16 protein-coding genes and 3 riboswitches are annotated in these 18,840 nt (G+C 32.3%); of the genes, 15 read left to right on the forward strand and 1 reads right to left on the reverse strand.

All coding sequences use genetic code 11. The features are described from left to right. The first annotated feature begins 68 nt into the window (after window positions 1-68). The 10 genes from cbiQ (at window position 69) to Ctaglu_RS13045 (ending at window position 7,884) form a co-directional block, all read left to right on the forward strand. The gene (gene cbiQ, locus Ctaglu_RS13010; protein ID WP_125002329.1) at window positions 69-953 is read left to right on the forward strand and encodes a cobalt ECF transporter T component CbiQ; all 885 of its coding nucleotides are present in this window, start codon (window positions 69-71) and stop codon (window positions 951-953) included. A gap of 12 nt (window positions 954-965) precedes the next feature. Further along, entirely contained in the window at window positions 966-1,793 is an 828-nt protein-coding gene (locus Ctaglu_RS13015) for an energy-coupling factor ABC transporter ATP-binding protein (RefSeq protein WP_125002331.1), read from the forward strand. Between the two features lie 64 nt (window positions 1,794-1,857). Next, the gene (locus Ctaglu_RS13020; RefSeq protein ID WP_125002334.1) at window positions 1,858-2,610 is read left to right on the forward strand and encodes an energy-coupling factor ABC transporter permease; all 753 of its coding nucleotides are present in this window, start codon (window positions 1,858-1,860) and stop codon (window positions 2,608-2,610) included. Next, window positions 2,610-2,933, forward strand: coding sequence for an energy-coupling factor ABC transporter substrate-binding protein (locus Ctaglu_RS13025; RefSeq protein ID WP_125002336.1), 324 nt, complete (start codon window positions 2,610-2,612; stop codon window positions 2,931-2,933). Before Ctaglu_RS13020 ends, Ctaglu_RS13025 begins: the two co-directional genes overlap by 1 nt. 64 nt (window positions 2,934-2,997) lie before the next feature. Further along, window positions 2,998-3,177, forward strand: a riboswitch (cobalamin riboswitch). 211 nt (window positions 3,178-3,388) lie between these two features. Then, window positions 3,389-3,571 carry a helix-turn-helix domain-containing protein gene (locus Ctaglu_RS13030; protein ID WP_125002338.1) on the forward strand — a complete coding sequence of 61 codons (183 nt, stop codon included), beginning with the start codon at window positions 3,389-3,391 and terminating at the stop codon, window positions 3,569-3,571. 97 nt (window positions 3,572-3,668) lie between these two features. Beyond that, window positions 3,669-3,809 carry a hypothetical protein gene (locus Ctaglu_RS25220; RefSeq protein ID WP_185732706.1) on the forward strand — a complete coding sequence of 47 codons (141 nt, stop codon included), beginning with the start codon at window positions 3,669-3,671 and terminating at the stop codon, window positions 3,807-3,809. 20 nt (window positions 3,810-3,829) lie between these two features. After that, window positions 3,830-3,997: a hypothetical protein gene (locus Ctaglu_RS25225; RefSeq protein WP_164946979.1), complete on the forward strand. Its 168-nt coding sequence runs from the start codon at window positions 3,830-3,832 to the stop codon at window positions 3,995-3,997. Further along, window positions 3,981-4,168, forward strand: a riboswitch (cobalamin riboswitch). Its footprint overlaps the gene before it by 17 nt. A 166-nt stretch (window positions 4,169-4,334) precedes the next feature. After that, window positions 4,335-5,186, forward strand: coding sequence for a YitT family protein (locus Ctaglu_RS13035; RefSeq protein ID WP_125002340.1), 852 nt, complete (start codon window positions 4,335-4,337; stop codon window positions 5,184-5,186). 54 nt (window positions 5,187-5,240) lie between these two features. Continuing rightward, a complete protein-coding gene (locus tag Ctaglu_RS13040) occupies window positions 5,241-6,266 on the forward strand; it encodes a sigma-54 interaction domain-containing protein (protein WP_125002342.1) in 1,026 nt (341 codons plus the stop codon). Window positions 6,267-6,350: 84 nt separating this feature from the next. Beyond that, window positions 6,351-6,525: riboswitch (cobalamin riboswitch) on the forward strand. A gap of 411 nt (window positions 6,526-6,936) precedes the next feature. Next, complete coding sequence (locus tag Ctaglu_RS13045) at window positions 6,937-7,884, forward strand: prenyltransferase/squalene oxidase repeat-containing protein (RefSeq protein ID WP_125002344.1); 948 nt, start codon at window positions 6,937-6,939, stop codon at window positions 7,882-7,884. A 59-nt stretch (window positions 7,885-7,943) separates the two neighbouring features. On the opposite strand, the gene Ctaglu_RS13050 is transcribed toward Ctaglu_RS13045, so the two are convergent. Further along, window positions 7,944-8,171 (reverse strand): hypothetical protein, encoded by a 228-nt coding sequence (locus tag Ctaglu_RS13050; RefSeq protein ID WP_125002347.1) that lies wholly within the window; start codon window positions 8,169-8,171, stop codon window positions 7,944-7,946. A 406-nt stretch (window positions 8,172-8,577) separates the two neighbouring features. Between Ctaglu_RS13050 and Ctaglu_RS13055 the strand changes: the two genes are divergently transcribed. From Ctaglu_RS13055 to Ctaglu_RS13075, 5 genes are all read left to right on the forward strand, one after another. Further along, on the forward strand, window positions 8,578-14,943 hold the full coding sequence (locus Ctaglu_RS13055) for an Ig-like domain-containing protein (RefSeq protein ID WP_125002349.1): 6,366 nt from the start codon (window positions 8,578-8,580) through the stop codon (window positions 14,941-14,943). 61 nt (window positions 14,944-15,004) lie between these two features. Further along, window positions 15,005-15,868 carry a DUF4430 domain-containing protein gene (locus Ctaglu_RS13060; RefSeq protein ID WP_125002350.1) on the forward strand — a complete coding sequence of 288 codons (864 nt, stop codon included), beginning with the start codon at window positions 15,005-15,007 and terminating at the stop codon, window positions 15,866-15,868. Continuing rightward, window positions 15,865-16,755, forward strand: coding sequence for an energy-coupling factor transporter transmembrane component T (locus Ctaglu_RS13065; protein ID WP_125002352.1), 891 nt, complete (start codon window positions 15,865-15,867; stop codon window positions 16,753-16,755). Before Ctaglu_RS13060 ends, Ctaglu_RS13065 begins: the two co-directional genes overlap by 4 nt. Next, complete coding sequence (locus Ctaglu_RS13070) at window positions 16,728-18,398, forward strand: ABC transporter ATP-binding protein (protein ID WP_125002354.1); 1,671 nt, start codon at window positions 16,728-16,730, stop codon at window positions 18,396-18,398. Before Ctaglu_RS13065 ends, Ctaglu_RS13070 begins: the two co-directional genes overlap by 28 nt. Beyond that, a complete protein-coding gene (locus Ctaglu_RS13075) occupies window positions 18,380-18,739 on the forward strand; it encodes a hypothetical protein (protein WP_185732707.1) in 360 nt (119 codons plus the stop codon). The genes Ctaglu_RS13070 and Ctaglu_RS13075 overlap by 19 nt, the downstream gene beginning before the upstream one ends. The last annotated feature ends 101 nt before the right edge of the window (window positions 18,740-18,840 follow it).

Genomic DNA, 18,840 nt, shown 5'->3' on the forward strand with positions numbered 1-18,840 from the left:
CCTCCATTTTTGTGGTTCTAAATTATTAAGAATGCTAACATGAGGTAAAAATTCAAAGGAGGTGTGACATGGGAAAAATTATTATTATTTTATGTGCCATATTTCTGATAGTTGTGGTTTTCTTCAAATGGAAACATGGAGATGGGAAACATCATCACCATAAAAGCGGACATAAACATGGCGAAGGGTTTTCAATTGATTTTTATGCTTACACTTCTAAAATCAGACACTGGAATGCTACTTTTAAAGTATCTCTTTCTGCTGCTATACTGATTCTTTGTATTGCATTGGAAAACCCTTATGTATCTGTTGTTGTCATTATTGCAATGGCCTATTTGACCATTGTAAAAGGAGAGCTTCCAGTAAATGAATATTTGTCAATACTGGCGATTCCAATCGTCTTTATTCTCCTTGGCACTTTTACAATTGCCATTGATTTTTCAAAGCAGCCTATGGGACAGTATAACCTGAATCTTGGTTTCTGCTATGTGTTTACCTCTCAGGCAAAGATTAAGGAAGTGGTCTTTTTGATTCTGAAGGTTTTTGCAGCTATAAGTTCCCTACAGATGATGACACTGTCAACTCCATCTTCTGAGATTATCTATGTACTCCGAGCCGCACATGTGCCAAAGCTTATTGTAGAGCTGATGAACCTGATTTATCGTTACATTTTCATTTTAATGGATGTCTATTCTAAAATGAAAAACTCTGCAGAATCCCGCCAGGGCTACTGTGATTTTAAAACTTCCTGTTATACATTTGGAAGCATTGCAAGTAATATGCTAGTTATTTCCCTTAAAAAGGCAAACACTTATTATGATGCCATGGAGGCCAGATGCTATGATGGAGATCTTATTTTTTTAGAGGAAGATAAAAAGGTAGAGACAATACAGATTGCCTATGCAGTAGCATTTATAATTTTTTTGATTCTAATCTGGGGATTTACAAGATAGGAAGGGGATACTATGGAAAAACCAATATTAAATGTAGAAGATTTATACTACGTCTATGGAAATGGAAAGTCTGCATTGGACGGCGTAAGCGTTGATATCTATGAAGGTGATAAAATCGCTGTCATTGGCTCCAATGGATCCGGAAAATCCACGTTTTTCTTGAACATAAACGGTGTATTTACACCAGAACAGGGAAAAATCATTTATCGGGGTACTGTCGTCAATAAAAAAAATTTAAAAGAGCTTCGAAAAAAAATTGGAATCGTATTTCAGGATGCGGACAATCAAATAATTGCATCTACAGTTAGGGCAGAAGTTGGATTCGGACCGATGAATCTAAAGATTCCCAAAGATGAAGTACTAAAGCGGGTTGATGAAGCACTGGCATATATGAACATCTCAGATTTTAAAGATCGTCCGCCACACTATTTGAGTGGGGGTGAAAAGAAGCGTGTCACCATTGCGGGTATCATTGCTATGAAATCGGAAATCATTATCTTTGATGAACCCACTGCATCACTGGACCCTTTAAATGCAATGATGTTAGAAGAAGTTTTGGACAAGCTTGGTTTGGAGGGTAAAACAATGCTGATTTCCACCCATGATGTAGATTTTGCATATAGATGGGCTAAGCGAGTCCTTGTATTCTGCCAGGGGAAAATTATTGCAGATGGAACACCGTTAGAAATTTTCCAAAACACTGAAATTTTAAAACAGGCAAATCTAAAACAGCCAACTATGATGGAGGTTTATGAATTGCTTGTAGAAAAACATCTGCTGGAAGATACTAAAGCCTATCCGAAAAATATCCAAGAGTTCAAGAAAATACTTGAAAAATAGTTAGTTTTTCTAGGCTTTTTAGCTTAGATTAATATAAATTAAAAACAATAAAGGAGGAAAAAAAATGAATCAAAAAGAAAGAAGAATAGTCTCTATTGCAATTGCTTTTGCATTAATTTTCGGAGTAAATACCGTAGCAAACGCAATGCACATTATGGAAGGATATCTTCCACTAAAATTTTGTATAATATGGGGTGTTATATGTGTCCCGTTCTTAGTAGCAGGTTACTTATCAATTAAGAAAACATTGTCAGATAATCGTAAATCCATCACTATTCTTGCTATGGCAGGAGCATTCGTTTTTGTGCTATCATCTTTAAAAATTCCGTCAGTAACAGGAAGTTGCTCACATATGACTGGTACTGGACTTGGTGCAATCTTATTCGGACCAATGGCAGTGAGTATTCTTGGAATCATTGTACTGATTTTTCAGGCAACCCTGCTTGCTCATGGGGGACTAACAACGCTTGGTGCTAATACGTTTTCCATGGCTATTGCAGGGCCGCTTATTTCTTATGCAATCTATAAATTATGTCAGAAGTTGAAAGTCAATAAATATGTAGGCATTTTTCTGGCAGCATCAATTGGTGACCTATTCACCTATTGTGTAACAAGTTTTGAGCTTGCATTTGCATATCCTTCTGCAAGCGGTGGTATCGTAGCGTCTGCTGGTAAATTCCTTGCAGTATTTGCACCGACACAGCTTCCACTGGCAATTATCGAAGGTATTCTGACTGTTGTCATCATTATGGGTCTTGAAACATATGCAAAATCTGAACTTACAGATATTGGATTTTTAAATGGAGGTGAAAATTAATGGCAAAGACGAAAAAGAAAGTTATCATTTTATTAATTATTGCTGCATTGATTGCCATTATACCATTATTTGCGTTAAAGGGTGCTGAGTTCGGTGGCTCCGATGATGCAGGAAGCAAAGTAGTTTCCGAGATTACAGGTACCGAGTATAAGCCTTGGGCTACACCTGTTATGGAAACTTTGATTGGTGGAGAATTACCAGGTGAAATTGAGAGTTTACTCTTTTGTCTACAGACAGGTATTGGAGTCGGTGTTCTTTTCTTTTTCCTTGGAAGATTTGTAGAGAGAACTAAAAAAGAAAATCAGGAGAAGAAAATTAAATAATGGGACTCATATATAAATCATATTGGCAGTACTAGATACTGCCAATATGATTTATATATCACAAAATTGAATATCAGCTTTAGGTGCCCTGAACTAAGGGTTAAAAGGGAAAGTGGTTAAAAACCACTGCAGCCCACCGCTACTGTATTAGAGGATGAAATCCAGAAAACCATTGGGAAACTGAGAAGGTTGGAGAGTAAGATGATGCTAAAGCCAGTAAACCTGCCTAATGTGTAGAATTTTAGTCTTCGGAGGGAGGATGAAAATACGTAATTTAACAATTATATTGGGTTTTTCAATACGTGAAAAAGTTAATTACATTATTCTACATCTTTGGGGTGTGGTTTTTTTTTGCCACTTTTTTTACACATTTACCATTTAAAAATAAGAAGTCAGAATAATTTTATACAATTATATAAGTAACTCTATGTGAGACAGGGAGGTGTTTATAATATATGGTGACAAGTTCAGAGGGAAAATTCGAGCTGGGCACTTATATGGCTAATGTTGAAAAGGAAATTATTCAAAAAACACTGAAAAAAAACAATAATAATGTTAGCAAAACTTCAAGAGAGCTTAGTATTTCAAGACAAAATCTGCAATATAAAATAAAAAAATATAACCTGGACTTGGGATAATAAAATATGTATGGCATATGAAGTTTTAATTTATAATATATTTATTAAAGTAAAGTAATACTAGTTACTCATGTGGATACTGGGAGGTGTTATAAGTATGAGCAAAATAAATAAGTTAATAAAATTTTCATTAAATGATTTATTTAATGCTACGTATTTAAATTTAAAAAGAGCAAGTGCATATGGATGTTTTCCAGAACCACCTCAAATTCTAAAATTATGGTTAAATAATGTTTAGAATTTGAAGGAGGAACTATTATGAATATGTATCAAGACTTAGCTAAGGAATATCAAATCAATATAACAGGAAATAGAGAAGCAGACAGGGTTATTGTGGAAGAATTCAACAAAAACTCTGTTATGAATAAGGTTCAATTAAAAAAGGTTTTATGGAAGAATTTCAAAGAAACTTTTAAAAAAAAGTAAAGGTATGAGATAGTTTGTATCTCATTTAAAAGGGAATTAGGTGAAACTCCTAAGCGGTCCCGCCGCTGTAATGGTGAGAAGCTTTAAATTATACCACTGACAATTTTGTTGGGAAGGATTAAAGCGACTATGATCCAGAGTCAGAAGACCTGCCTTTATTAATGCACCAAGAACGCTACGAGAGATAGGGGGTGACGCATATTTGTACAAAAATGAATTTTATTTTTTGTGATGCTGTCACGCCCTTTAGTAGAAATACTAAAGGGTTTAATTTTTTGCAGGAAAAAAATCATTATTATTCTAATGGGCAAAATAATTGATAATTAGGGGGAGTATTATGAAAACAAAGATAAAGGAATTTGTGCTTATAAATATAGGAATGATTATGGTATCAGCAGGTATGTACTTCTTTTTAATGCCAAACAATTTGGCAACAGGTGGAGCTAATGGACTAGCAATAGTTATAAATAAATTCATAGGGGGATTATCCGTAGGCTGGATTATGATAATAATAAATCTTTTTTTGTTTGTAATAGCATTTGTTATTATAGGAAAGAGTTTTGGTGGGAAAAGTGTATATGCAAGCTTTGGCGTATCAGGTATTATAATCGTATTTCAAAAGTTTATACCTATTAAAAATCCACTTACAGGAGATATTTTCCTAGAACTTGTATTTGGAATATTAATATCAGGTATAGGTATGGCTATAGTATTTAATCAAAATGCTTCAACTGGCGGTACAGATATATTAGCTAAAATATTAAATAAATATTTTCATATAAATTTAGGAAAAGGAGTTTTAATGTGCGATTTAATTATAACTATAATGGCAGCTTTTGCTTTTGGAATTAAGTTATCATTATATGCGATGCTTGGAGTTATAATTAATGGTTATGTTATAGATAATATTATAGATGGGATAAACGTATGCAAAGAAGTTACAATAATAAGTAAGAACAGCCATAAAATAAGAAAATATATAAGAGAAGATCTAGAGAAAACATGTACTATATATAATGGAGTAGGGGATTTTTCAAATGAGAATAAAGAAGTTCTTGTGGTCATTTTAGGAAGAAGGGAGTTTATAACACTAAAAAAATTTATAAACTCTGTTGATAAGGATGCCTTTATAACAGTAAATAATATATATGAAGCCTTTGGAGATGGATTTAAGTCGTTAACACATTAAACAAGAATTTCAGGTAACTAATAAAGGAAATTTCTTTAAAGGGGATTATATATTATGAGTGAGGTTTTAGAGAATATAGAAGAAAGTAATGAAGAAAAAATAAAAAGTGATATTTTTAATATAAGTAAAATGATAATAGAAGATGATAATATGATACAAGTACTAAAGATGGCAAGCAAGGTTTCTAGGGTAAATACCACAGTCCTCGTGCAAGGAGAAACAGGTGTTGGAAAAGAAGGGATTGCGAAGTATATACATTACAATAGTTTAAGAAAAGAGGAATCTTTTGTTGCTATAAATTGTGGAGCTATACCTAAAAATTTAATAGAATCGGTACTTTTTGGCTATGAAGCAGGATCTTTTACAGGAGCAAATAAGCAGGGTAAAATAGGGGTATTTGAGCTTGCGGATAAAGGAACTATATTTTTAGACGAAGTTGGGGAGTTATCACAAGAGGTTCAAGTTGAACTTTTAAGGGTACTGCAAGAACATGAGATAGAAAGAGTAGGTGGATTAAAGCCAGTAAAGGTGGATGTTAGAATAATAGCAGCAACAAACAGAAATTTAAAGGAAATGATAGGAGAAAATTTATTTAGAGAGGATTTATACTATAGACTTAGCGTTTTTCCTATAAACATACCACCTCTAAGAGAAAGAAAGGGAGATATTGTACCACTTATCAAATTCTTTACGGAAGAAATTAATGAAATGTATGGACTAAAAAGTTATTTTAGTGATGAGGCATTAGATTGCTTAAAGTATTACTCCTGGCCAGGAAATATAAGAGAACTTAAAAATATAGTAGAAAGGTCTGTGGTTATGAGTGATAACAAAATTATATATGGAAAAAATTTGCCGGAATATATAAGTGATAGTTACAAAGGAAATGAAATGGAATTTAGTATAAGCAATTTAAGTATAAAAGGATGTAATTTGAAGGATATAATTCAGACTATAGAAGAAGAAATAATCGAGGATGCCATGAGACGTTATGGAAATATAAGAATGACAGCAAAAGCTTTAGGGGTTAACCCCTCTACATTAGTTAGAAAAAGGAAGAAATACAATAAAGAAAACTAAAAGAAAACTCTCTAAACTTGATATAATTTTTTTAAAAATGTTGACAAAAATAAATTTATCATATAGTATATGAATTGTAATAAAATGAATATTATGTAATTAGGTTTTCGTAAGAAATTAAAAGGGAAAATGGTTAAAATCCATTACAGCCCACGCTACTGTAAACATGGACGAGTCTTGTAAACCACTGGAGTAATCTGGGAAGGTAAGATTAGGATGATATGTGAGTCAGGAGACCTACCTAATGCATTAGGCATAGTTTTCGCTGGGAAAATAATTGCTGTATTAGTGGATATTAATACTATGATTGACAGAATGTTACTGAGTGTTTAGGTATAATATTTAGTATTAATATATAATGCTATGCTAATACAAGTGTGAAGTAAAACCCATTAAGGGGTTTTTATTTTGCTTTAAAATTTATATGTCCAATATAATAATTTTTAAAATATCATTATGAGGTTATTATACAAAACAATGGATGATAAATGAATTTTAATTCCCGAAATGAAAGCTATACCAATAAATTTGGTATAGCTTTTTTATGCCTAAAATTGATTTTAAAACATAAATAATTAATTATTTAATTTTGGGAGGTAGATAGTTATTTAAGAAACAATTTGATGAGTTAAAATTTAAAACTAATAATATTAAAAATGGAGGTATATTTATGAGAAATTTGAAAGTGAAACTTATGTCTGTGATTACTATATTGTTTATGGTGTTAACACTTATAGGAGGAAGCACTATAAATGTTTTTGCCCAGACTAATTATGATAATACTGTATATAAGCTTATAGGTGGTATAAGTTCTAATATTACAGTAGATGATTGGGCAGCAATGGATTTAAAGAAAGCAGGAAAGATTGTACCAGCTAGTTATCTTACTAATCTTCAGAATAATCTAATAGTTGCCAATGGAGTTATGGCTAAACCTACTGATTACGAGAGGACTGTACTTGGAATATTGGGAGCGGGAGGGAATCCTACTAATTTTAGCTCTAAGAATTACAACCTTATAGAAAAAGTATATAACAATACAGGAATAGTTTCTCAGGGGATAAATGCTTATGTATATGCTCTTATAGCTTTGGATGCAGCAAATTTTACAGTGCCTACTAATGCAGTTTGGAACAGACAAAATTTAATACAAGGTATATTAGATAAGCAGAATGATGGTGGATGGGATTATTTTGGAGGAACTGCAGATCCAGATATGACAGCTATGACACTTTCAGCGTTAGCACCTTACTATAATACAAATACAGATGTAAAAACAGCTGTAGATACTGCAATAAATAGATTATCACAACTGCAAACAGCTAAGGGTGGATTCTCATCTTGGGGAACTGAAAATGCAAATAGTGTAGAAATGGTAATAATAGCACTTTACGACAATGGAATAGATCCAACTACAGATACTCGTTTTAAAAAAAATAATAAAAATCCTATAGATGCTCTTTTGGGTTATGCACTTAGTAATAATAATGCTTTTGGTTATACAAATAATACTACTGCAAATGCAATGGCAACAGAACAAGGACTTAGAGCACTGGCAGCATATAAGCTTTTCAAAGATGGACAAGGTTCAGTGTATAAAAATTTCACAGTAAATTAAAAAGTTTAAGGTGCTGTTGTACAATTAACTTAACAGTAGTAATTATATAAACATAAAAATCATGAAAGACATCGAGTTAAATTAGACCAGCTAATTAAAGTCAACCATAAATTTAAAAAATTAATTGCTTTTTTTATTTGCTCTAAAAAATGGTTTAATCCTTCTACAGTATGATTAATTTTGAAAGGCTTTCTAAACATACTTCCATAAAGACAAAGGATTGAAGCAAAAGAAAATGCCGAAGCAACATCAATACCAATAACTGTACTGTTTAAACAATTTGGCATAATTAATATCTCCTTTTATTCAAATTGAGGTAGAGTAGAGAGCCCATTTCTATCGGTTAGTTTGCGACATTGTTAGTGACGCAGGTAGTTCCAAAATAGGAAAACCAACTAGCTAAAACACAAAATACTCACTGATGGAATGGTACGCTATTTCACGAGTATAGGTATAAAAATACCTCTCAGGAGGTGAACATCTATCTTCTCTATTCATCAGATATTATAGTATTGTTAAGTTTCCAAATGGAATCTAAGCGATAAAAAACCAATAACAAAGACAAGTATGAAAGTAAGAAATGAATAAAAATAGAATGGACATTAACAAAGATTAGTATAGAAATTATTCGTTATATTTATGAGTGGTTTCTTATCAAACTTATAACTAGATTATACAAGGAGGTATGTAAGTATGAAGCTATTTAAGTCAAAAACTATATCAATAAGTATTGTACTATTTATGATTATGAATAGTATAAGTTTTAATAGTATTTCGGTTAAGGCAGACGAAGTAGTTCCAGTAACAAGTATAAGTGTAAGTCCAGATAATGTTAGTGATGAAAAACAATTAATAGAAGGAAATACCATTCAGTTAAATGCAACGGTATATCCAGATAACGCTACTAATAAAAAAGTAACTTGGTCAAGTAGTGTACCAGAGGCGGCTTCAGTAGATGAATCTGGTAAGGTAACGATATTAGGCGGAGAAGCTATGTGGGGAGTAACTATAACAGCAACTACAGAAGATGGTGGTAAATTAGGAAAGTGCGTATTACCTTCAATATATGCTAAGACAACTAAAATGACTATTCCAGATTGTAAAGTTATAGAAGGTGAGTTTATAAATGATATTGGGGTAAATAAAGAGCCTTCTAATGCTGGCTATCCAACTTTATCTAGTAGTGATCCATTGGTAGCTAGTATAGTTAACGGGGATATCAAAGGAGTGAAAGCTGGAACTGCAACTATAACAGCTACAGCTGATTTTGGTACAAGTAACATTACAGATTCTTTTGTAGTTACTGTAACCCCTCGAATTTTACCAACGGGAATTATTTTAGATAATACATCAAAATCTATAGCTGCAGGTGAAAAATTTACTTTAATTGCAACTCAGCAGCCAGACAATGTTACTAATAAAGATGTAACTTGGTCAAGTAGTGATCCATTGGTAGCTCAAGTTAGTTATGGAACTGTTACAGGAGTAAAAGAAGGAACTGCAATTATAACAGGTAAATGTGTTGAAAATGAGAATGTTACAGCATCTTGTGTTGTTAATGTAACACCAAATATTCCGGTAACTGGAATTGCTTTGGATAAAGAAGCAGCAACTTTGATTACGTTTGGTAGTATATTGCAGTTAAATGTTATTATTACACCAGACAATGCTACTAATAAAAAAGTAACCTGGTCAAGTAGTGATTACAATGTAGCTAATGTGAATTCTAAAGGAGTGAACCCAAAGAAACCAGGAGTTGCAACTATAACTGCAACCACAAAAGATGGAAAAAAAATAGCAACTTGTATTGTGACAGTTGAGAATACACAGGGAAATGATATAGAAAAACCAGTTATAAAGGTAGAAAATTTAACAGATGGACAAACTGTATCAGATTCAAACTTAATATTTAAAGTAGCAGTTACAGATAATGTAGATAAAAATATAACATCCACAGTAAAGGTTAACAATGAGGCTGTAACAGGAACGGATGGAACATATAAGGTTACACTAAAGGATGGAGAAAATACAGTAACAATAGAAGCAACAGATGTAGCGGGAAATAAGACAGATTCAATTTATAGAATAATACATAAAGCACTTCAATCAGAAGACAAAGAAAAACCAATTATAAATGTAGAGAATTTAACTGATGGACAAACTGTAACAGATTCAAACTTAACATTTAAAGTAGCAGTTACAGATAATGTAGATAAAGATATAGTTCCTACAGTAAAATTAAACAATGAAGTTGTAACAGGAACAGATGGAACATATAAGGTCATATTAAAAGATGGAGAAAACACAATAAGAATAGATGTAGCAGATGTAGCAGGAAATATGTCAGATGCATCATATAAAATAATATATAAAAATGCAAATATACGGCCTAAGGGCTACGTTACAATTTCAGTAGAAAAATTCACATTAGGCCAGGGATATAAAAAAGATCCAGTGAAAGTCCCATTTTATGAAGGGGATAATGTAGCTGAAATATCAACACGTCTCTTAGGGATTGGTAATTACAAAAATACAGGATCTATAAAGAGTAGTTTTTATTTAGCTCATATCAAGGATACGGATACAAGAGAAGTAAATATTCCTAAGTACATTTCTGATAAAATTGAAGGAGGAATTAAAGGAAGAAAAGACCTAGCATGGCTTGGAGAATTTGATTATACAAGTATGTCAGGATGGATGTATGCTGTAAACAATAAATTTGCTAATGTAGGATGTTCCGACTATATACCAAATGATGGAGATGTTATTAGATGGCAATTTACTGTTTGGGGTTATGGCGTTGACCTTGGAGGTGGCTGGGATACAAGCTATATTACTCCTGCCAAGAAGGATGCTCTAACAGCTAAAATAGCAGAAATAAACGGTGATCCAGATAAAGAGAATATTATTTCTAAAACTGTCGTAAAAAATGCCTATAACTATGCTTATGGAGTCCTTCAAAACATGGAAAGTACTCAGAAAAGTGTGGATCAAGCACTGCAACGGCTTAATAATGTGTTAGAAGGTAAGGAAGAAAAAGATACAGAAAAACCAGTTATAAATATAGAGAACTTAACAGATGGACAAACAGTAACAGATTCAAACTTAACATTTAAAGTAGCGGTTACGGATAATGTAGATAAAAATATAGTTCCTACAGTAAAATTAAACAATGAAGTTGTAACAGGCGCAGATGGAACATATAAAGTTACATTAAAAAATGGAGAAAACACAATAACAATAGGAGCTGTAGATGCAGCAGGAAATAAGTGTGACAAGAAATACAAGCTTATATATAATAGAAGCACCGCGAATTCTTACAAAACTCAATTGGATAAAAATCTTGCTTTCATTTTAAAAAACGTCCAAAATCCTGAAATTGGAACGCTGGGTGGAGACTGGTCTATTATTTCTTTGGCAAGAGCAAATTACTCTGTACCTGGTAGTTATTATGAAAAATACTATAATAACGTAATCCAAAAATTAAAAGCATGTAATGGGGTATTACATACTGTAAAATATACAGAGTATTCAAGGGTGAGTTTGGGTTTAACAGCTATTGGTAAGGATGTTTCCAATGTTGGAGGGTATAATCAACTTAAAAAACTTGCTGACTTTAAGAGTGTAATTAAGCAAGGCATAAATGGACCTATATTTGCACTTATAGCTCTCGATAGTAAAAGGTATGAAATACCAAAGATTGAGGCAGAAGTACAAACTACAAGGGATATGCTTATTAACTATATATTAGATAAAGAAATTAACAAGGACAAAGAGAATACTGGTGGATGGGCTCTTTCTGGAAGTAAGGCAGATGTAGATATAACTGCAATGGCAATTCAAGCACTTACACCATATTATAAAACAAATAATAATGTGAAAATGGCAGTAGATAGAGCGATTAACTGGTTATCAAATAATCAGTCAATTAGTGGAGGATATGTAGCGTGGGGTTCAGAAAGCTCCGAAAGTATTGCTCAAGTTGTAATAGCTTTATCAGGATTAGGTATAGATTCTGCTAAAGATGCACGTTTTATAAAAAATGGGAATTCACTTATTGATGAACTACTTTCCTATGCTGTACATGAGGGTGGTTTTAAGCATATAAAAACAGGTGGTACAGATGCTATGGCTACTGACCAAGGTACTCTTGCCCTCGTTGCTTATAATAGATTTGTAAATGAAAAAAAATCTCTTTATAATATGAGCGATGTAGAAGTTGTAACACTAAAAGATACAGAAAAGCCAATTATAAAGGTAGAAAATTTAACAGATGGACAAACTGTAACAGATTCAAACTTAATATTTAAAGTAGCAGTTACAGACAATGTAGATAAAAATATAGTTTCTACAATAAAGGTTAACAGTAAAGTTGTAACAGGAACAGATGGAACATATAAAGTTACATTAAAAAATGGAGAAAACACAATAACAATAGAAGCAACAGATGCAGCAGGAAATAAGACAGATGCATCATATAAAATAATCTATGAAATAGCAAAAATGTCATTACCAAGTGGAGATAAACCAGAAATTAAAGTTACTGGTGATAAAGAAATTAAAATACTAATAACAGCAGAAGATAGTAATAAAGAATTGAAAATAGAAATTCCAAATGACAGGAATGCAAAAATTTTCATTGAATTCCTATCTAAAGTTGGACTTCCTAAAATTGAAACTGCAAAAGGTATTGTATCAGCAGTAATTCCAAAAGGTACAAAGATTACAAGTGGTGATTCATCAGCAATTGAACTGATTACTACAAAGGATAAAACAGTAATAGATAAAATGAATTCTGGTATTGCTACTAAGGGTAAAAAGCTTGATATAATAGAACAATTTTTCTCAATGGGTGGAAGTTCAAGGGTAGAATTCAGTGAGTTTATAACTTTAACCTTTAAAGGAATGAAAGAAAAGGACGCTGCTTATATACAAAATGGCGATGTCCACAATATTGTGAAATATACAAATGATTCAAAAGGACTAAGGAGTGGCAAAAGTGAGTATGCGTATGACAATGGAAATGATTTAATAGTAAAAACTAAACATTTTACAGATTTTATGGTTTATACAACAAGTAATATAACACCAGTAATACCAGTAACACCAGTAGTTCCAACTCAAAAAAAATATAGTACTCTATCTGTTGATAAATTAACTATCAATGAAGGGTATACAATTAATTCTAGTAATATAGAACTTGAATATGGTGATACAGCATGGACAGTGTTAAAAAGAGAACTTGATAAACGTGGTCTAAAATACGAGTTTGAGTGGACTGAAAAGTATGGTAGTGTTTATGTACAGTCTATTGATGGTGATGGAGAATTTGATCATGGTAGCGGTAGTGGATGGATGTATAACGTAAATGGAACTTATCCTAACTTTGGTGCTAGCAAGTATATTCTAAAAAATAGAGACGTACTTCAATGGCGCTACACAACCAATTTGGGTGAAGATTTAGGACAAGACCTTAGTCAGTGGGCAATCCCGGTTACACCGGTTACACCGGTTAAACCTATTACACCGGTTACTCCAGTTACTCCAGTTACTCCGGTTACTCCGGTTACACCAGTTACACCAGTTACACCTATTAATCCTAGCACAGGAGAGAGTCCAATAAAAGGATATTGTTATAAAGACCAAAAGGATATTTCAAATGATACGCTACAAAAAGTTCTAGAGGCAACTGAAAAAGGTCTTATAAGTCCACAGAATGGGAGCTTCAATCCTAAAATAGATATTACAATGGATGATTTTGCAAAACTATTAGTTAAAGCATTGAATCTTGACGATATGGAGTATAGATTTATTTGTTCAGGCAACAAATATATTGATACTGTATGTAATTCAGGAATTATGAAATTTATAGGAGGGAAGTATAAACCTAATTGCGGTATTACGCAAGAAGAAATGGTCTCTATTATCGCTAGAGCACTTTCTGTTAATAATGTTGCGACAGATGAAAAAATAAGTAACATTGAAATTGTGTCTAAATATTATAGGGCTGATGTTGAAGCAATGTTTGCTCTTGGGTTAATACCAATGAATAATAATATATTTGAGCCAAAGACATATGTTACAAGAGAATTTGCTGTTGATGCTGTTATGAGGGCATATGAATATAAAAATGGTAATAAATCTACTAATACAGAAGTCAAAAAATATATAGATGAAACAGCAATTTTGATGCAGAAAAACATAACAAATCCAGTTGTAGCTTCAGTTGGTGGAGAATGGACTGTTTTATCACTTGCACGTTCTGGTGTGTCAGTGCCAGATAGTTATTACAGTAAATATTATGTTAATGTAGAGAATAAATTGAAAGAGAAAAATGGAAAACTTCATAATGTAAAATATACGGAATATGACAGAGTTATACTTGCTTTATCATCAATTGGTAAAAAGGTTGATAATGTTGCTAAGTATAATCTTTTAAAACCACTTGCTGATTTTGATACTGTAATAAAGCAAGGACTGAATGGGCCTATTTGGGCACTGATTGCACTTGATTCTTGCAATTATGAGATTCCTGTAGATAAGTCCATTACTAATCAAAGTACAAGAGAAAAGTTTATAAATTACATTTTGGGCAAGGAATTACCAGGTGGTGGATGGTCACTTACGTCAGAGGTGCCTTCAGATACAGATATTACAGCAATGGCTCTGATAGCATTGTCAAAATATCAAGACAATGAAAAGGTAAAAGCTGCTACTGACCGTGCATTATCATATTTATCAAAAACACAGGATAAGGATGGTAAATATAAATCGTCTTGGGGTGATGAGAACAGTAGTGAAAGTATTGCACAAGTAATAGTAGCACTAACTTCACTTAATATTGATCCTAAAAAAGATGAAAGATTTATAAAAAATGGTAACGATACAATTAGCGCTTTGCTTACTTTTTATGTTAAAGACGGAGGGTTTAAACATATTTCAAGTGCAGATCTGGACGGGATGGCTACAGACCAAGGTATGTATGCCCTTATAGCATATAATAGATTTGTAAATGGGCAAAGACATCTTTTTGATATGACAGATGTAGAAAAGAAATAATTTGAAAACTAAGCAAGGATATAGTTTTTTCCTTGCTTATTTTTAAGATAGGAGAATGAAAATGAAGAATAGAAGATGGGTGGTTGCCGTAATTATAATGACTATAGTAGCTGTTGCATTTTTTTATAATGTAAATAACACTGTAAAGCCATTAGAAGATAGTAAAACAACAAGCAAAGAAAATATCAAAAATGATATAGCATTAACAAAAGATTATAAAAAGCAGGAAAATAAGAAAAAGAGTGTTTTAATAGAGTTACAAAAAAAGAAAGCTGAGAAGGAAAAGAGTAAAAAAAAGGATATAGCAATTAATGAAATAGTAGAAAGTAAAAAGAAGGATAAAATTAAAACAAATAAAGAAGTAAATAAAATAACAGAAAATCAAAAAAAAGTTAAAATAAATAGTAATAAAGGTAAAAAAGATAAATTTCTTACTGATCCAACTCCAATAGGTAAGCCCAAACCTGTTGAACCGGAAAATGTAACTATAAATTCTAATGAAAAATATACTTGTACACTGTCGGTAACATGCGCAAGTATATTAAACAATATGAGTAAATTCAACAAGGATAAACTAGAAGTGCTTCCTAAGAATGGCATGATTTATAAAACTCAAGCGGTAAGCTTTAGCAAGGGAGAAGCAGTTTTTGATGTACTTCTTCGGGAAATGAAAAAAAATAAAATACATATGGAATTTGAAATGACGCCAATATATAATAGTAACTATATTGAAGGTATAAATAATTTATATGAATTTGATTGTGGAGAACTTAGTGGTTGGATGTATAAGGTTAATGGATGGTATCCGAATTATGGATGTAGTCGATACGTGTTAAAAAAAGGTGATGTAATTGAATGGGTATATACTTGTGATCTAGGACGAGACATTGGAGGAGATACTGTATTTGAGGGGGAAGAACGATGACAGACAGTTTTTCAACTTTTCATCCAGTTATTAATTTTAGCTATTTTACAGCTGTATTGTTATTCAGTATGTTTTTTATACATCCAATATTTCTTGGAATAGCTTTGACTTGTTCTTTTACATATTCAATTATGTTAAAGGGAAAAAGTGCATTGAAATTTAATTTGCTTTATATGCTACCATTGCTGGTATTTATGGCAATAATTAATCCAGCATTTAATCATGAAGGTGTTACAATTATATTCTATCTTAAAAATGGGAATCCCATTACGCTGGAATCAATACTTTACGGAGTAATGTCAGCGGGCATGTTTATTTCTGTAATTTTATGGTTTTCTTGTTATAACGTTGTTATGACTTCTGATAAATTCATATATATCTTTGGTAAAATAATACCCGCGCTATCTTTAATTTTTTCAATGGTACTGCGGTTTGTTCCAAGATATAAACAGCAAATAAAGATTATTTCAAATGGTCAAAAATGTATAGGACGGGATATATCCCAGGGCAATATAATCAAAAGGGCTAAAAATGGAATTAAAATTTTATCAATTATGACTACTTGGGCATTGGAAAATGCTATTGAAACAGCAGATTCTATGAAGTCAAGAGGGTATGGATTAACAAAACGTAGCAGTTTCTCTATATTTCATTTTGATGATAGGGACAAAATAACATTAACAGTACTTTCTAGTTTAATTATTTATATATTTATTGGTATGGTAATGGGACAGAATACAATGCGTTTTTTTCCTTCAATGAAGATTAAAAACATTACTTTTTTTAGTATTACTATCTATATAAGTTATTTTATTTTGTGTATCTTACCAGTTAGCATAAACATTGCGGAGGTAATTAAATGGAAACATATAAGATCAAGAATTTGAGTTTTACATACCCTCAAAAGGATAAACCGGCTATTTCAAATATTAATTTTGTGATAAATGCTGGAGAAATCATTACTATATGTGGAAAATCGGGAAGTGGCAAAAGCACTTTGCTAAGACAATTGAAAACCATATTAGCTCCACATGGAAAACGTCAGGGAGAAATTTATTTCCATGGTAAGCTCTTAGAACAAGTTGACCAGCTTTTACAAACATCACAAATAGGATATGTTCTCCAAAGTCCTGAAAATCAAATTGTCACAGATAAAGTATGGCATGAACTTGCCTTTGGACTTGAAAGTCTTGGATATGATAATAGTACAATTCGTTTACGTGTAGCTGAAATGGCAAGCTTTTTTGGAATACACACCTGGTTTCACAAAAATATTTCAGAACTTTCTGGTGGACAAAAGCAGCTTTTAAATCTAGCATCCATTATGACTATGCAACCAGAGGTATTAATTGTAGATGAGCCAACATCTCAGTTGGATCCTATAGCAGCTTTAGAATTTCTTAAAACCTTAAAAAAAATCAACAGTGAACTTGGGACAACTATTATAATGACAGAACATCGCTTAGAGGAAGTGATTCCTATGTCAGATCGTGTTGTGGTAATGGAAAAAGGATGTATTATTGCAGATGATAACCCTCAAAATGTGGGTAAGCAAATAGGTGAAATGGATAATACTATGATTTTTGCAATGACTTCGCCTATGAGAATTTATTCTCGAGTTAAAAATGATTTGATATGTCCTGTTACTGTAAAAGATGGACGTAAGTGGCTTGATACATATTTTGATAACAAGACTGTTGAAAATCTTTGCGTTAATAAGAAAGATAAGTCGGGAGCGGATAATGTAGTCATAAAGCTTAAAGATGTATGGTTTAAATATAGTAAAAACATGCCTGATATTATAAAGGGGTTGTCATTAGAGGTTAAAGAAGGAGAATTTTTTTGTATTGTTGGTGGGAATGGAACGGGAAAGACAACTGCTTTATCAATAATAAGTGGACTGAACAAACATTATAGAGGGAAAGTTATTATTAATGGAAAAAATATTGAAAAAATATGTATTAAGGATAGATATAGAAACAATATAGGGGTACTCCCACAAAATCCCCAAACTTTGTTTGTAAAAAAGACGGTGGAAATGGATTTATATGAAATGTTATCGGATATAAAATTAACTAAAGAGGAAAAGAAGGTAAAGGTAAGAGCAATTGCAGATAGGATGGAACTTAATGAATTACTACAGATGCATCCATATGATTTAAGTGGAGGTGAACAGCAGAAGGCAGCCCTTGCCAAGGTATTGCTACTGGAACCAAAAATATTACTTTTAGATGAACCAACAAAGGGCATTGATGACTGTTTTAAACAGGAGCTAGCAAAGATTCTTAGAACAATTACAAAGAAAAGAACTACAATTGTTATGGTTTCCCATGATATCGAATTCTGTGCAGAGTATGCAGATACCTGCGGATTATTTTTTGATGGAAATATAATAACAAAAAACACTACAAAAAAATTTTTCGCGGGAAATAGTTTTTATACTACTGTAGCAAATCGCATGGCTCGACATATTTGCCCTGAGGCAGTAACAGTAGAGGATGTGATTAGTCTATGTCAGAAAAACATTTAAAGGAAAGTAGGTTAAGCCATTGTAAGCTTTTGTCAGGATTTCTTATACTAATTATTGTACTTGTAAAGAAAATTAGGTTAAACAGTCGTAAACTGTTATCAGCCTTTCTCGTATTAATTGTTGTACCTGCTACGATTTTATTTGGTGTTTTTTTTCTGAATGATAGGAAATATCATTTCATTAGCCTCTTAATTATAATGTATACAATAATTGTATTTTTTATGTCATTTGAAAACCGAAAACCGCAGACCCGCGAGATTATTATTATTGCTGTACTGTCAGCAATTGCTGTTGCAGGGCGTACAGCATTTTTCAGTGTGCCAGGCATGGCAATTAACTAGGTGGTGAAAGTCCACTGTGGGGGTCTGTAGTTACCAACCACTAGCTGAAGACAAGGTATCCACCGTGAGGTGTGAACTGAAGGAAGTCTTAGGCAAAGTTC

Origin of the sequence: Clostridium tagluense (assembly GCF_003865095.1) — a bacterium.
Lineage (GTDB): Bacteria > Bacillota > Clostridia > Clostridiales > Clostridiaceae > Clostridium_AD > Clostridium_AD tagluense.

What these genes read in the sequence shown, in the direction of transcription:
- cbiQ (WP_125002329.1), top strand. Translation starts at nt 69, where the DNA reads ATGGGAAAAATTATTATTATTTTATGTGCCATATTTCTGATAGTTGTG.
- Ctaglu_RS13015 (WP_125002331.1), top strand. Translation starts at nt 966, where the DNA reads ATGGAAAAACCAATATTAAATGTAGAAGATTTATACTACGTCTATGGA.
- Ctaglu_RS13020 (WP_125002334.1), top strand. Translation starts at nt 1,858, where the DNA reads ATGAATCAAAAAGAAAGAAGAATAGTCTCTATTGCAATTGCTTTTGCA.
- Ctaglu_RS13025 (WP_125002336.1), top strand. Translation starts at nt 2,610, where the DNA reads ATGGCAAAGACGAAAAAGAAAGTTATCATTTTATTAATTATTGCTGCA.
- Ctaglu_RS13030 (WP_125002338.1), top strand. Translation starts at nt 3,389, where the DNA reads ATGGTGACAAGTTCAGAGGGAAAATTCGAGCTGGGCACTTATATGGCT.
- Ctaglu_RS25220 (WP_185732706.1), top strand. Translation starts at nt 3,669, where the DNA reads ATGAGCAAAATAAATAAGTTAATAAAATTTTCATTAAATGATTTATTT.
- Ctaglu_RS25225 (WP_164946979.1), top strand. Translation starts at nt 3,830, where the DNA reads ATGAATATGTATCAAGACTTAGCTAAGGAATATCAAATCAATATAACA.
- Ctaglu_RS13035 (WP_125002340.1), top strand. Translation starts at nt 4,335, where the DNA reads ATGAAAACAAAGATAAAGGAATTTGTGCTTATAAATATAGGAATGATT.
- Ctaglu_RS13040 (WP_125002342.1), top strand. Translation starts at nt 5,241, where the DNA reads ATGAGTGAGGTTTTAGAGAATATAGAAGAAAGTAATGAAGAAAAAATA.
- Ctaglu_RS13045 (WP_125002344.1), top strand. Translation starts at nt 6,937, where the DNA reads ATGAGAAATTTGAAAGTGAAACTTATGTCTGTGATTACTATATTGTTT.
- Ctaglu_RS13050 (WP_125002347.1), bottom strand. Translation starts at nt 8,171, where the DNA reads ATGCCAAATTGTTTAAACAGTACAGTTATTGGTATTGATGTTGCTTCG.
- Ctaglu_RS13055 (WP_125002349.1), top strand. Translation starts at nt 8,578, where the DNA reads ATGAAGCTATTTAAGTCAAAAACTATATCAATAAGTATTGTACTATTT.
- Ctaglu_RS13060 (WP_125002350.1), top strand. Translation starts at nt 15,005, where the DNA reads ATGAAGAATAGAAGATGGGTGGTTGCCGTAATTATAATGACTATAGTA.
- Ctaglu_RS13065 (WP_125002352.1), top strand. Translation starts at nt 15,865, where the DNA reads ATGACAGACAGTTTTTCAACTTTTCATCCAGTTATTAATTTTAGCTAT.
- Ctaglu_RS13070 (WP_125002354.1), top strand. Translation starts at nt 16,728, where the DNA reads ATGGAAACATATAAGATCAAGAATTTGAGTTTTACATACCCTCAAAAG.
- Ctaglu_RS13075 (WP_185732707.1), top strand. Translation starts at nt 18,380, where the DNA reads ATGTCAGAAAAACATTTAAAGGAAAGTAGGTTAAGCCATTGTAAGCTT.